This is a genomic window from Streptococcus suis, from assembly GCF_002960425.1.
GTDB lineage: Bacteria > Bacillota > Bacilli > Lactobacillales > Streptococcaceae > Streptococcus > Streptococcus suis_S.
Genome location: NZ_POIZ01000012.1, coordinates 14,400 through 28,807, shown reverse-complemented (window position 1 = coordinate 28,807; position 14,408 = coordinate 14,400). Strand labels below are relative to the sequence as shown.

Annotated in this window: 14 protein-coding genes; 9 read left to right on the top strand and 5 right to left on the bottom strand. The window is 42.6% G+C overall.

The annotated features are described in order from the left end of the window. Window positions 1-10 precede the first annotated feature (10 nt). The 4 genes from C1G57_RS00745 (at window position 11) to C1G57_RS00730 (ending at window position 1,927) form a co-directional block, all read left to right on the top strand. Complete coding sequence (locus tag C1G57_RS00745; protein WP_105113322.1) at window positions 11-193, top strand: hypothetical protein; 183 nt, start codon at window positions 11-13, stop codon at window positions 191-193. Between the two features lie 24 nt (window positions 194-217). Continuing rightward, window positions 218-907, top strand: a complete 690-nt coding sequence (locus C1G57_RS00740) for a CPBP family intramembrane glutamic endopeptidase (RefSeq protein WP_105113321.1) — start codon at window positions 218-220, stop codon at window positions 905-907. A gap of 134 nt (window positions 908-1,041) precedes the next feature. Then, a complete protein-coding gene (locus C1G57_RS11305; protein ID WP_238595310.1) occupies window positions 1,042-1,239 on the top strand; it encodes an aspartyl-tRNA synthetase in 198 nt (65 codons plus the stop codon). A gap of 13 nt (window positions 1,240-1,252) precedes the next feature. After that, on the top strand, window positions 1,253-1,927 hold the full coding sequence (locus C1G57_RS00730) for a CPBP family intramembrane glutamic endopeptidase (RefSeq protein ID WP_105113320.1): 675 nt from the start codon (window positions 1,253-1,255) through the stop codon (window positions 1,925-1,927). Between the two features lie 34 nt (window positions 1,928-1,961). Here the strand turns inward: C1G57_RS00730 and nrdF are convergent, their stop codons facing one another. From nrdF to nrdH, 3 genes are all read right to left on the bottom strand, one after another. Next, a complete protein-coding gene (nrdF, locus tag C1G57_RS00725) occupies window positions 1,962-2,921 on the bottom strand; it encodes a class 1b ribonucleoside-diphosphate reductase subunit beta (RefSeq protein ID WP_004299066.1) in 960 nt (319 codons plus the stop codon). Window positions 2,922-3,598: 677 nt separating this feature from the next. After that, window positions 3,599-5,758 carry a class 1b ribonucleoside-diphosphate reductase subunit alpha gene (gene nrdE / locus C1G57_RS00720; protein WP_105113319.1) on the bottom strand — a complete coding sequence of 720 codons (2,160 nt, stop codon included), beginning with the start codon at window positions 5,756-5,758 and terminating at the stop codon, window positions 3,599-3,601. A 41-nt stretch (window positions 5,759-5,799) separates the two neighbouring features. After that, window positions 5,800-6,018: a glutaredoxin-like protein NrdH gene (gene nrdH / locus C1G57_RS00715; RefSeq protein WP_105113318.1), complete on the bottom strand. Its 219-nt coding sequence runs from the start codon at window positions 6,016-6,018 to the stop codon at window positions 5,800-5,802. A gap of 319 nt (window positions 6,019-6,337) precedes the next feature. Between nrdH and C1G57_RS00710 the strand changes: the two genes are divergently transcribed. Further along, window positions 6,338-6,601 carry a phosphocarrier protein HPr gene (locus C1G57_RS00710; protein WP_002936050.1) on the top strand — a complete coding sequence of 88 codons (264 nt, stop codon included), beginning with the start codon at window positions 6,338-6,340 and terminating at the stop codon, window positions 6,599-6,601. Window positions 6,602-6,605: 4 nt separating this feature from the next. Then, complete coding sequence (ptsP, locus tag C1G57_RS00705; protein WP_105113317.1) at window positions 6,606-8,339, top strand: phosphoenolpyruvate--protein phosphotransferase; 1,734 nt, start codon at window positions 6,606-6,608, stop codon at window positions 8,337-8,339. Window positions 8,340-8,425: 86 nt separating this feature from the next. Here ptsP and C1G57_RS00700 read toward each other — a convergent pair whose 3' ends face one another. Next, on the bottom strand, window positions 8,426-9,913 hold the full coding sequence (locus C1G57_RS00700) for a DUF1846 domain-containing protein (RefSeq protein ID WP_105113316.1): 1,488 nt from the start codon (window positions 9,911-9,913) through the stop codon (window positions 8,426-8,428). Between the two features lie 271 nt (window positions 9,914-10,184). Between C1G57_RS00700 and C1G57_RS00695 the strand changes: the two genes are divergently transcribed. Continuing rightward, window positions 10,185-11,453 carry an MFS transporter gene (locus C1G57_RS00695; RefSeq protein WP_105113315.1) on the top strand — a complete coding sequence of 423 codons (1,269 nt, stop codon included), beginning with the start codon at window positions 10,185-10,187 and terminating at the stop codon, window positions 11,451-11,453. An 11-nt stretch (window positions 11,454-11,464) separates the two neighbouring features. Continuing rightward, entirely contained in the window at window positions 11,465-12,505 is a 1,041-nt protein-coding gene (locus C1G57_RS00690) for an ArsR/SmtB family transcription factor (RefSeq protein ID WP_105113314.1), read from the top strand. A 22-nt stretch (window positions 12,506-12,527) separates the two neighbouring features. On the opposite strand, the gene C1G57_RS00685 is transcribed toward C1G57_RS00690, so the two are convergent. After that, window positions 12,528-13,526, bottom strand: coding sequence for an acyltransferase family protein (locus tag C1G57_RS00685; RefSeq protein WP_105113313.1), 999 nt, complete (start codon window positions 13,524-13,526; stop codon window positions 12,528-12,530). Between the two features lie 195 nt (window positions 13,527-13,721). On the opposite strand from C1G57_RS00685, the gene rnc reads away from it, so the two are divergent. After that, a complete protein-coding gene (gene rnc / locus C1G57_RS00680) occupies window positions 13,722-14,408 on the top strand; it encodes a ribonuclease III (protein ID WP_105113312.1) in 687 nt (228 codons plus the stop codon).

Below are 14,408 nucleotides of genomic sequence, written 5' to 3'. Positions count from 1 at the left end.
GGTATCAACAATGAAAGTCTTTAAGAAAATTTATCTTGCTTCATTTATCGGTCTTGGCTTGTACGCAGTTGGCTATGTTTTCGGAGAATGGCTGGCTACTGGGCAGATTGATTTGTCAAATCTGAATATCCTTCTGCCGATGGTTTTGGGCTTGCCAGCTCTGCTATTGATCAAAAGAGGTGCTAAGAACTAATTGAGTGATATAAAGGAGATTGCTATGAATAGACTTGGAAATGTCAAAGATTGGAATGTGGTAAAAAACTGGAAATTTCTCTTAGTGGGATTGGTTGTCGTTGTACTGAATGGATTGACCCAGATGGCGATTTTCTCCTTACCAAATTTTGATGGGAATAATCTACTGCTTGCTGTAGCTATCTTGTTGGTTGCTGTGGTGCTTGGACTTATAGTGACGGGCAAATTAGGCTTATGGAAAAGTGAGCAGAAGTGGGGAGTTTTCACGAATATTGGCTTTGTCACCCTTGCTTTTATCGTTATGTTTGGTCTGAAAATGATTGGTGGGCAACTGATTGCGCTGGAAGAAGGGTATAGCAAAATACCATCCAACCAAGAAATGATCAACAACTCTGATATGCCGACCGTGCTCCTGTTTCTCTTTGCGGTACTTTTTGCCCCAGTTCTGGAGGAATTGATTTGTCGTGGTATTCTGATGGGCAAGGTCTTCGGTAGGCAGTCGGTGGTCGGTCTGCTTCTGTCTAGCTTTCTATTTGGTCTTGTACATAGTCCGACCAATATCGGTTCTTGGGTTATCTACGGAGGTATGGGTCTGGTTTTAGGTCTAGTCTATCGTATTTCAGGTAACTATTCCAATGCACTCATCTTACACAGTCTCAATAATCTTCTCGGATTTTTGCTCATGCTAGTCATGAAAAGCCTGGGTTTGATTTAGGAGGTAAAAATGGAACTATTTTTATGGATAGCCTTTGCTTATTTATTGTTCACTTACCTGTCAGATAGGAAAAAGGTGAAGCAGTGCAAAGCAAGGTGAACAAACTACAAAAAGGTCTAAAAGGAGAAAATCAGATGTCTGTTTTATTAAAAGAATTGGTCGGAAGTAAAGCCAAAATCCGTTTCGATGAGGAATTTATGACCATTTACGAATACAGCATTTTAGCTGTGGATGAGGATTGGGTTAAAATTTCCCGTGAATTAGCGACAGGAGAGATGGAAACCAAATTGGTTCGGGTCGATAATATTGTTGATGTGACTGTTTTAGAATAAGGAGGAATACATCATGAAGAAATTTTTAAAACATTCTGGTTTATTATTAGCCTATTACATTGCCTATCAATTCGGTGCCCAGTTCCTCCAGTTACCATGGGCTACTGAGCAGGTAGAGGGTATTCCAGCTAGTGCTGCAGAGGGTTTGTATTGGTTTGGACTGATTGTGGGTCTGCCCTTGTTAATTGGTTTTTCCTACCTTCTTTGGAAAGTCTTGTATCCAAGACAAACAATGCAGCTGACGCTAGATAAGCCTTGGCTGAAGCATATGGCCTATCCGTTACTAGCCTATCTTGCATTCTTCATTCTCCAGTTTCTAGTACCAGTTCCTGAATCGGACAATCAGAAGAATGCAGTTGCCTTTATCCAGTCTGCACCTATTCACTCCTTTTTCCTGGTAGTCATTTTTGCAGGTATCTTTGAAGAATTGATTTTCCGTGGTTTCATGGCAACCTATTTCTTCCCTAAATTATCGGATGTCAAATCTGTGGTGCTCTATGGTCTAGTTTCAGGAACCCTCTTTAGTTTTGTGCATGGTCCAGCAACCCTACCGCAATTTTTGATTTACTTTACAATGGGGATAACTTTTGCCTGGCTCTATTTGGTGAAGCAAGACATTCGTTACCCAATGGCTCTACATATGCTTAACAACGGCATTTCTTATTTGATGATATTATTTTTAGCATAAAAAGAAAGCAGCTCAGATGAACTGCTTTTTTTGATTATAAACCGTAGAGGTAATCATCATCCTGCATAGCTTCCACTTCACCAAGAAGATAGCCGTTACCGACTTGGGAGAAGAAGTCGTGGTTAGATGTACCAGTTGAAATACCGTTCATGATGATTGGGTTGACATCATCTGCTGAATCAGGGAAGAGTGGGTCCTGTCCCAAGTTCATGAGGGCCTTGTTGGCATTGTAACGAAGGAAAGTCAAGACTTCCTCAGTCCATCCAACTGCATCGTAGAGGGAGCGTGTGTAGCCTTCTTCGTTTTCGTAGAGTTGGTAGAGCAGGTCGTACATCCAGTCGCGAAGCTTATCTTGTTCTTCCTCGGACAATTCATTGAAACCAAGTTGGAACTTGTAGCCGATGTAGGTACCGTGCACAGACTCGTCACGGATAATCAGCTTGATGATTTCAGCAACGTTCGCTAGCTTGTTGTTACCAAGATAGTAGAGTGGCGTGAAGAAACCAGAGTAGAAGAGGAAGGTTTCTAGGAAAACGCTGGCTACTTTCTTTTCAAGTGGTGTACCTGTTTCGTAGATTTCGTTGATGATCTTTGCCTTGCGTTGCAAGTATTCGTTGCTGTTGGTCCATTCAAAGATGTCTTCAATCTCAGACTTGGTGTTCAAGGTTGAGAAGATAGAAGAGTAAGACTTAGCGTGAACAGACTCCATGAACTGAATGTTGTTGTAAACAGCTTCTTCGTGTGGTGTCCGAATATCGTTGCGCAGGGCTTGGACCCCTGTTTCAGACTGCAGGGTATCCAAGAGGGTCAATCCACCGAAGACCTTACCAACCAGGTCTTTTTCTTCAGCAGTCAGTTTACGCCAGTCATCCAAGTCGTTTGATAGGGGGATACGCGTATCAAGCCAGAATTGCTCAGTCAACTTTTCCCAAGTGGACTTGTCAATTACATCCTCAATGGCGTTCCAGTTTATGGCTTTGTAGTAGGTTTCCATAGTTTTCTCTTTCTTTTCTAGAAATATCTATACTATTGTAACATATTTTCTGCTAAAAAACGCCCAAAGGACGTTCATTAGATTGGTTTGTGAATGTCTCAATCTTTCCGGTCTAGTAAGCTAGCCAATCCGCTCATAGCGGTTGGCGTAGATTAGGTAGTTGGCTTGCCAACAGCTAAGCTTGTGAAAGTTACGACCTGAGAAAAGTCGTTCGAACTTAACGACTTTTCGAGGTAGTAAGCCACTTAGGTACTGACCAAATAGTCAGTACCGTTCATTCATTAGATGCTTTAGCATCAATGAATGTTAGTGTCTTGAAATCGAGTTCGGGCTAAGGACTTGGCAAAAAAGATAAATCCCTTTGAGATGCAAGACATCTCTGCGGTATTTCCTATTTTTGCTGTGTCCTTTTGACGCCCTCACATCTTACGACACGTAGAAACTGAAGACGATATTTCTTCAGTTTCGAAGTTAGTAAGGTAGCTAGCCAATCCGCTCATAGCAGTTGGCGTAGCTTAGCTAGTTGGCTTGCCAACAGCTAAACTTGTGAAAGTTACGACCTGAGAAAAGTCGTTCGATAATAACGACTTTTCGAGGTAGTAAGCTACTTAGGTACTGACCAAATAGTCAGTACCGTTCATTCATTAGATGCTTTAGCATCAATGAATGTTAGTGTCTTAAATCACACAACTTTCACATTGGTTTGCGCCGACTTCTTCGCCGTCATCGGTAAAGGTACGGATGTAGTAGATAGACTTGATACCCTTGTTGAAGGCGTAGTTACGGAGGATAGAGAGGTCACGAGTGGTTTGTTTGTTCTCTTTTTTCCATTCGTAAAGGGCTTTTGGCAATTCACTGCGTAGGAAAAGAGTGAGGGACAACCCTTGGTCAACGTGCTCCGTTGCAGCAGCGTAGACATCGATGACCTTGCGCATATCCATGTCATAGGCAGACTTGTAGAATGGAATGGTTTCTGTTGCCAAACCTGCTGCTGGATAGTAGATTTTACCGATTTTTTTCTCTTGGCGTTCTTCAATCCGTTGGGTAATTGGATGAATAGAAGCAGAAACATCGTTGATGTAGCTGATAGAACCGTTTGGTGCAACAGCCAGGCGGTTTTGGTGGTAAAGACCATCTGCCATGACTTTCTCACGGAGGTCAGCCCAATCTTGTCCGCTTGGAATAAAGATGCCTTCGAAAAGCTCTTTCACACGGCCAGATTGCGGTTGGTAGTCACCAGTCACATATTTATCAAAATATGTACCGTCTGCGTATTTTGATTTGTCATAGTTGTGGAAGGTCGCCTTGCGTTCACGGGCAATATTGTTTGATTCTACCAAGGTCCAGTAGTTAAGGAGCATGAAGTAGATATTGGTAAATTCCACAGCTGTTTTTGATCCGTAATCGATCAAGTTTTGTGCCAAGTATGAGTGAAGTCCCATGGCACCAAGTCCGATAGAATGCGCACGTTCATTTCCAGCCTCGATAGACGGCACCGCAGAAATGTGCGAATGGTCAGTCACGTAAGTAAGAGCACGTGTCATGGTACGGACAGAAAGTCCAAAGTCAGGCGACTTCATGAGGTTGACGATGTTGGTCGAACCAAGGTTACATGACACATCTGTACCCAATGTTAAAAATTCTTGCTTGTCATTGATAACACTTGGCGTCTGAACTTGAAGAATTTCTGAACAGAGGTTGGACATGATAATCTTACCGTCAACAGGATTGCTACGGTTGGCAGTGTCGATGTTGATAACGTAAGGATAGCCAGACTCTTGTTGAAGTTTAGAAATCTCAGTTTCTAGGTCACGTGCCTTGATTTTTGTTTTACGGATACGTGGGTTTGCTACTAACTCATCGTACTTTTCAGTAATATCAAGGTAGCTGTAAGGCACACCGTACTCTAATTCCACAGAGTATGGGCTGAAGAGGTACATATCTTCATTTTTACGAGCCAATTCGTAGAACTTATCAGGAACAGTGATACCCAACGACAAGGTCTTCACGCGCACTTTCTCATCGGCATTTTCCTTCTTAGTCGAAAGAAAGGCGACAATGTCTGGGTGGAAAACATCTAGGTAAACAACCCCAGCTCCTTGGCGTTGCCCAAGTTGGTTAGAGTAGGAGAAGCTGTCCTCAAAGAGTTTCATGACAGGAACGACACCAGAAGCAGCTCCCTCGTAGCCCTTGATTGGTGCGCCTGCCTCACGCAAGTTGCTGAGGGAGATGCCGACGCCACCACCGATACGGGACAATTGCAGAGCAGAGTTGATAGAACGTCCAATAGAGTTCATGTCGTCTGTGACTTGGATGAGGAAACAGGACACCAACTCACCACGACGAGCACGACCTGCGTTGAGGAAGGAAGGAGTAGCTGGCTGATAACGCAAATGGATCATTTCGTTGGCCAAATTCAAGGCCAATTCTTCATTGCCCTCTGCAAAATACAAGGCGTTGAAGAGAACACGATCTTCCATGCTCTCCAAGTAGTAGGCACCGTCGTTGGTTTTAAGGGCATACTGATTGTAGAACTTGTAGGCTGCCATGAAGGACTTGAAGCGGAAGTTTTGGTCCTGTAAAAATTGATGGATTTTAATGATAAATTCTGGGCTATACTGGTCCAAAAATTCTTTTTCAAGATAATTTTCTTCTACTAAATAAGCAATCTTGTCTAAAATGCTATCAAATTGCTTAGTATTTGGAAGGACATTTTCATTAAAGAAAGCTTTAACTGCTTCCTGATCCTTGTGGAGAGGAATTTGTCCATTGACTGGACGGTTGATTTCGTTATTTAAACGGAAGTAGGACACATCGCCTAATTCTTTCAAACTCATAATCGCGATCTCTTTCTATACTAGGGGTAACTTGGTATAGTTTATACCAAGGCTTTCAATTTTGTTGGTTGGAAACCAGAGAAAACTTCATTTTCAGTTTCAATAACTGGCGCTGCTGAGAAACCAAGGTTTTTAACATGTTCGATAAATTCAGGTTGCTCGTCTAGATTGATTTCTTTGTAGACCACATTGTGCTCATCAAGAAATTTTTTACTCATTTTACATTGAACACAATTATTTTTTGAATAGATGGTAACCATTCAATTTCTCCTTTTTAAAATAAATATACCAGACTAGCATACAAGATTTTTGGGGCAAAGTCAAGAAGGAAGTCCATAACTATCACAAAATATAGTATGACAAAAAACGAATAAACACCATATCTTGTGTAAACGGCGCAAATCCTTTGAAACCAAGCTTTCAAGATGTTTTCAGAACTTTTATAATCTCATAAAAAATAGTTTTACTGAAAGAAACGCAAAAAATTCTTGAAAATGATTTCAAAAAGTGATATAATGCTTTTTGTAAGGGTTATCAAAAATAACTCAAAATTTTGTAAAAATAAAGGAGAATCCAACTATGGCTTCAAAAGACTTCCACATCGTGGCAGAAACAGGTATCCACGCACGTCCAGCAACTTTGCTTGTTCAAACTGCTAGCAAATTCGCTTCAGACATCACGTTGAACTACAAAGAAAAATCAGTTAACCTTAAATCTATCATGGGTGTTATGAGTCTTGGTGTTGGTCAAGGCGCTGATGTAACAATCTCTGCTGAAGGTGCTGATGCTGACGATGCAATCGCAGCTATCACTGAAACAATGGAAAAAGAAGGATTGGCATAAGAAGATGACAGAAATGCTTAAAGGAATTGCAGCATCTGATGGTGTTGCCGTTGCTAAGGCATATCTACTCGTTCAGCCAGATTTGTCCTTCGAAACTGTTGCAGTTGAAGATACAAATGCAGAAGAAGCTCGTTTGGATGCAGCTCTTGAAGCATCACAGAACGAGCTTTCTGTTATTCGTGAGAACGCAGTAGCTAGCCTTGGTGAAGAAGCCGCAGCTGTATTTGATGCACACTTGATGGTTCTTGCTGACCCAGAAATGATTGGTCAGATTAAGGAAACTATCCGTGCTAAGAAAACAAATGCTGAAACAGGTTTGAAAGAAGTAACGGATATGTTCATCGCTATCTTTGAAGGTATGGAAGATAATCCATACATGCAAGAGCGTGCAGCAGACATCCGCGACGTTGCTAAACGTGTCCTAGCACACTTGCTGGGTGTTCGTTTGCCAAACCCAGCGACAATTGATGAAGAGTCTATCGTTATTGCACACGACTTGACACCATCTGATACAGCGCAATTGAACAAACAGTTTGTTAAAGCTTTTGTAACAAACATCGGTGGACGTACAAGCCACTCAGCTATCATGGCTCGTACACTTGAGATTGCAGCTGTATTGGGTACAAATAATATTACTGAAATCGTAAAAGATGGCGATGTCCTCGCTGTTAACGGTATCACTGGTGAAGTTGTTATCAACCCATCTGAAGAAGTGATTGCAGAATTTAAGGCAGCTGGCGAAGCCTATGCTAAACAAAAAGCTGAGTGGGCACTCTTGAAAGATGCTCAAACAGTGACAGCTGACGGCAAACACTTCGAATTGGCAGCTAACATCGGTACACCAAAAGACGTTGAAGGTGTAAATGATAACGGTGCAGAAGCTGTTGGTCTTTACCGTACAGAGTTCTTGTACATGGACTCACAAGACTTCCCAACTGAAGACGAGCAATACGAAGCTTATAAGGCTGTTCTTGAAGGTATGAATGGTAAGCCAGTTGTGGTTCGTACTATGGATATCGGTGGTGATAAGGAACTTCCTTACTTCGATCTTCCACATGAAATGAACCCATTCCTTGGTTTCCGTGCCCTACGTATCTCTATCTCTGAGACTGGTAACCAAATGTTCCGTACGCAGTTGCGTGCCCTTCTTCGTTCATCAGTACATGGTAAACTTCGTATCATGTTCCCGATGGTTGCCTTGTTGACAGAATTCCGTGCAGCAAAAGCAATCCTTGAAGAAGAAAAAGCGAACTTGTTGGCTGAAGGTGTAGCAGTTGCAGATGATATCCAAGTGGGTATCATGATTGAAATCCCTGCAGCAGCAATGATCGCTGACCAATTTGCTAAAGAAGTTGACTTCTTCTCAATTGGTACAAACGACCTTATCCAGTACACAATGGCAGCAGACCGTATGAACGAACAAGTTTCATACCTCTACCAACCTTACAACCCATCTATCCTTCGCTTGATTAACAACGTTATCAAGGCTGCACACGCAGAAGGCAAATGGGCTGGTATGTGTGGAGAGATGGCTGGTGACCAACAAGCTGTTCCACTTCTTGTCGGAATGGGCTTGGATGAGTTCTCTATGAGCGCAACTTCTGTACTTCGTACACGTAGCCTCATGAAGACACTTGACACAGCTAAGATGGAAGAGTATGCTCAGCGTGCCTTGACAGAATGTGCAACGGCTGAAGAAGTTCTTGAACTTCAAAAAGAGTATGTTGATTTCAACTAATAGATAAAATGAGAAAACAAGGGTAGAAATATCCTTGTTTTTTCTATTACAAAAATAGACTTGCCGGGGCAAGTCTATTTTTGTCTTTAGTTCTTCTGATAAAACTTATTGTGCTGATAGATAGGATCAAAGGTTAAATTGATACCTAATTTGCGTAGAACACTCTTGTCTTCGTCAGATAGGATAACGGTCGAGTGGGCTTCGCTGCCGTTTAATTGTCCCAATTCCTTCATAGCTTGCGCAGCAACAGGGCTATCTTGTGCAGTGATGGCAAGGGTGTTTAGGATTTCGCTGGCATCGAGTCGTGTATTGTTTTTATCCAAATAATCTGCCTTCAATTCTTGAATTGGACGGATATAATTTGGCTCGATGAGAAGAGTTTCATCATCGATTTGTGCGATTTGCTTGATAGCATTGAGAAGAACAGTTGCAGTTGGTTTGAGGAGGTCAGAGGTCTTACCTGTGACAATCTCACCATTTGGCAACTGAATAGCAAGGGCAGGGCTTGAAGTTAGCTCTGCTTTTTCGCGCGCAGCGATAACAACCTTACGGTCAGCAGGTGTCACGCCTACCTCGTTCATGAGGAGCTCAATCTTTTTAACTGCTTGCTCGCCCACCCGCTCTGCCTTGAAATCAACCAAGGTTTGGTAGTAGCGACGGATGATTTCTTGCTTGGAAGCCTCGATAGCAGCTTCTTCATCTACGATAGAATAGCCCACCATGTTGACCCCCATGTCAGTTGGTGAAGCATAAGGGGATTTGTTCAAAATACGTTCAAAGGTACGGTTGAGGACAGGGAAGACCTCAATATCACGGTTGTAGTTGACCGCAGTTTTGCCGTAAGTTTGCAGGTGGAAGGGGTCAATCATGTTGAGGTCGTCCAGGTCGGCAGTTGCTGCTTCATAGGCCAAGTTGACTGGGTGGTGGAGTGGTAAGTTCCACACTGGGAAGGTTTCAAACTTGGCATAGCCTGATGTTACGCCATTTAACTGGTCATGGTAGAGCTGGGAGATACAGGTCGCCAATTTACCTGAACCAGGTCCAGGTGCGGTGACAACGACGAGGTTGCGACTGGTTTCAATGTAGTCGTTTTTGCCCATGCCTTCTGGTGAAATGATGTGGTCGATATCAGAAGGATAGCCCTTGATTGGGTAGTGGAGATAGGATTTGATGCCATGTTTTTCCAACTGTTTGCGGAAGGCATCTGCTGCTGGTTGGTTGCGGTATTGGGTAATGACCACAGAACCAACATAGATATCAATATCATTGAAGGTGTCAATCAAGCGGAAGACTTCTTGGTCGTAAGAAATCCCTAGGTCACCACGTGCCTTAGAATGTTCGATATTGCTGGCGTTGATGGCGATGACGATTTCTACTTGGTCTTTCAACTCTTGGAGGAGTTTGATTTTATTATCTGGTTCATAGCCAGGCAAAACACGGGCTGCGTGGAAGTCTTCCAGCATTTTTCCACCAAATTCCATGTAGAGCTTGCCTTCAAACTGGGCAATACGCTCTAAAATGTGATCACGTTGCAAATTCAAGTATTTAGTTGAATCAAATGCGATTTTTTTCATCCAATAAGTCCTCCGATGATGTATTAAATTTCGGGAAAAACAAAAAATGCCCCCTAAAACTAGGGAGCCTTTTCTCCGACCTCTCAAAAGAGGTGCCCGAACAATACTATACCAGACTGTTTTTGTTTTGTCAAGAATGGATAGAAAATCAAAAAAATTAAACAATCGCTTAAAAAATATTTAATTTTTATAAAATTAAGTGTTGACTTTATTAAAATAAAGTGTAAAATAATATTAAACAAATATTTAATATCTGTTTAAGGAGATGTTTATGAAAAAACTAGTCAACAATAAATTATTTCTATCCAGCTTTGTAGCGGATTTGATTTCCAACTTTGGTGACACACTTTACTATCTAGCCTTGATGAACTATGTTTTACTCTTACCAGATACCAAGTTTGCCTTGGCTATGATTACCGCATCTGAAACCTTGCCGATTTTGGCTGGCCTCTTTATCGGGATTTGGGCAGACAAGACCAAAAATAAATTGGATACCATTCTTGCAACCCTGCTGGTTCGTGTCGTTCTCTATGCCTTTGTTGGCTTCTTGATGGGATTTGCACCAGCCCTCTGGGTTGTAGCGGTGGTCTGCGTCATCAATTTCCTATCAGACTTGGCTGGTCAATACGAAAATGGGCTTTATATGCCAGTCAGCTTGCGGGTTGTGGCAGCGGAAGACCGCGAAACCGCAATGGCCTTCAAGATGACAGTGAGATCACTTTTGCAAATCGCCTTCCAAGCTAGCGGTGCCATTCTCATCGGCTTTATGTCTTACCAGAATCTCGCCTTCTTCAATGCAGGAACCTTCTTGGTCAGTCTTGCCATCATGGCAACCCTCCGTCCAGCTCTTGCCAAACTACTGAAGGAAAATCCTATCCAGCAAGCTGAGCAAGTGGAAACAGAAGCAGGTATTATCAAGGGCATGCGTAACAGTCTCAAGGAATCCTACCAAGCTGTTCAGAATATTCCAGTTCTCAAAGCGTCAATTATTACCATTGCTAGCTTGAATGCCATTTTTACCGCACTGTCACCATTAGTTATTCTCAATATGAAGGAGTTCTCAGACTTTGTGATTGTCAATGCAGGCACGACGGTGGCTTTGGTTTCTATTCTCTTCTCAGTCGGTAGTATCTTGGGCTCTAGTCTGGGTATGGCATTCTTTAAAAATGTCAGTCTAATAAACCTCCTCAAGTTCTCTACATTGATGCCTGTTTTACTTTTCTCAGGTTTCTTTCTTCACAACATCTATGTGGTACTGGCAGTTATCTTTGTAACGGCAGTTACTTTGGGAATTTTCAATCCAAAAATGAGTGCCCTTGTTATGAATGAATTGCCAGAAGATAAATTGGCGACTGTCGGTGGTGGGATTGACAGTTTCTGCCAGATTGGTATGGTAGGTGGTCAAGCCTTGGTAGCCCTTATGGTGACGGTGCTTTCTGCGACAAGTATTTCCCTCATCTTTCTCTTGCTTTCTGTGGGACTAGTAAGCTATACTATTCTTACAGGTCGTAAATCAAATAACGAAGTAGTTCAAGCTTAGAAAGTATGCGTATGAAATTAGATTACCGAGATTATAGAAGCGAAATTGTCGAAAAATTCTTTATTCCTTTAATTGTTAGAGAACGTGAGGAACCGATTGAGGCGGATTTTTCACAGAAAGAAAAAGACATTCTCAAAGATGCCTTGGACATTCGTGATGATATTGAAGAAAAGTTGGCAGATTTTCGTCAGGAAGTCAATCAAGTCTTTGTCTGGGGACATATTTTTAACATTTTGCATAGTCTTTATTTCTATCTCTTGAATGATGGGCAGGATCCAAAGACAGTTGAGGAAGCTTGTCAATTGATTTTAAAGCTGTCTCAAGAAGAAGTAGAAGATGCCATGCGGACCATGCTAGCGTCTGAAAATGACGGACATCGTGAGAAGACCCTCAGCCTCATGGAACTTTTGGAAAAAACGGATAAAAAGCCGGCAGATAAGTGGTACTGGTCACTGGCTATCCGCAATCCTTTAGAAACAGTTGAGCGGTCTGTCCATCTCCTGAACAAGCTACTCCCAATCTATCAGCCATATTTTGAAGGGGCAAGGACCGAGAGGGAAGAATTTGCTAGAGATTTTGACATTGAAAAACTCTACAGAGAATCCAAGCAGTTAGCCATGACCAGCTTAGATACTCTGGGTGTTGAAAATGCTCAATTCTTCGTTCTCAGTCCCTGGAATTATTGGTTTGCTTATTATGGCAATGAACAATTTGACTATATGAAAGTCGCTCTTTTAGCTTCCTGTCGAATTGATCAGATGATGCTGTCAAATGAGGAGCTGGATCTGGATGATTTGACAAGGGCTCTTAAAGTCATTAGTGATAGCACGCGTTACCAGGTCTTGGTGGAACTGACCAAGCCCCATGCCAAGAGCAAGGACATTGCAGAACGCCTGGCTATTACAGGGGCGGCAGTGTCTTTCCACACCCAAAAGTTGATTAACGGTGACTTGCTTCTCTTTAATGCCAAAGACAAGAATGTCAAATACAGTGTCAATCGCGACCTGCTCCTACAGGTGATTGATAAGTTGAAAGAGGATTTTGATTTGTAAAAAAAGCCTTGTAAGTGAGATCTTACAAGGTTCTTTTGTGCTTAATGATTAACCAGCTGAGCAGTTGGCAAGTGATGATGGTGATAAAGAAGACTAGCCAACCTTTCTGTATTATGGTCAGGGAATGATTTTCTAGGAAGAAAAAGCTGACTTCGACTGGGATAACATGGATAAAATAATAGTAACTGGCATATTCCTTTAGAAATTGGAATTTTTTCTGGCGGAAGAGGTCGGTGGTTAGGGTCCAAGCGACTAGATAGGCTGTGAATGGAATTAGGCTAAATAGAAAGTTCTTGTCGTAGCCCTGATTGAGATAGATGATTGTAGCCTCAAAAGTTAAAAGAGCTATGCAGACAAGTAGTTTGGTTTTTTGTTGGTGTTGGAAAATGGGGTGATTGAGTTTGTCGGCTAGGTAAAAGCCTGTCAGGACAAAAATCGGTGCGTAGAAGAGGCCGTTGCGGCTGGTGAAAAAGATGGTTTTGTAGCTGTCAAATGCGGTCAGGAAAATCGATTCTGCCAGGTAGGAGGAGTAGGTTTCGACTGAGCCTAGAAGATAGAGAAGGCAGGCGAGACAAGCTGTGATGCGCCAGCCCCATTTCTCCAAGGAAAAATGGACGAGGACAAGGCCAAGCAAGAAGGCGAGCATGTACCAGAGTTGGTAGCTGGTTCCGGTGTAGGTCAGTCCGACTAGGAGGGCGAGTGGGTAGTAGGGGAAGGGGATTTCTTGAAGAGTTAGGTAGAAGAGGTAGAAGGGCAGGTAGAGGGCGGACCAGGTCAGGTATTGTTTGCTGTAGCGGATCAGGTATTGTTTGGAGAGACTGGGGTAGTTGCGTCGGAGGAAGAAGCTGGCGGTGACCATGAAGTAGGGGACGACCATGCGACTAAAGATGGATTTTTGGATGAAGTGGAGCTGGTCTGCTTCAAATAGTCTACGGCAATGGAGGGCAATGACTAGAATGGCTCCCATAAATTGTAGGAGGGAGAGTAGTGAGGTGTTGAGTGGTTTTGGATTATGTTGCATGCTAACTCCCTTCTTTTTTCTTCCATTCTATCGAAAAAGGATGGATATGTAAATGTTTGCAAAAATAGGACGTTTGTACTTGTAGAAAGCTAAGCTGACAGGAGAAGTCCAGTGGAAAATGTGGTATAATGATAGGATGAAGTGAATTTGAAACTTCTATTTTGTAACGATTACTCTTTAGAAAGGAGTTAGATGATGAAATCTTTACATACAAAACTTTTGGCTGATTTTGGGATTGATTTTTCGGATTTGAATTTGTTGGAAACGGCCTTTACCCATACCTCTTATGCCAATGAGCATCGCCTTCTAAAAATTTCACATAATGAACGCTTGGAATTTTTAGGAGACGCTGTTCTCCAGTTGATGATTTCTAAGTATCTCTATCAAAAATATCCTGACAGACCAGAGGGGGAAATGTCTAAGTTGCGTTCGACCTTTGTTCGTGAGGAGTCTTTGGCAGGATTTTCACGTGCCTGTGGTTTCGATCGTTTTCTTCGTCTTGGTAAGGGGGAAGAGAAGTCTGGGGGACGCAATCGCGATACCATTTTAGGAGATGCTTTCGAGGCTTTCTTAGGAGCTCTGCTATTGGACAAGGGGGAAAAGACCGTGGAGGAATTTATCCATAAGGTCATGATTCCTCGCTTGGAAAAAGGGAACTTCGAGCGCGTGACTGACTACAAGACCGCCTTGCAGGAAATTCTGCAGGTCAATGGTGAGATTGCTATTGCTTATCAGGTAGTGGCTGAATCAGGTCCTGCCCATGATAAGACCTTTGAAGTGGAGGTGTCTGCCGACCAGCGTGTGATTGGTCGTGGTCGTGGTCGCTCTAAGAAATTAGCTGAACAAGCCGCCGCAAAAAATGCTGTGGAGGCTAGAGGATAG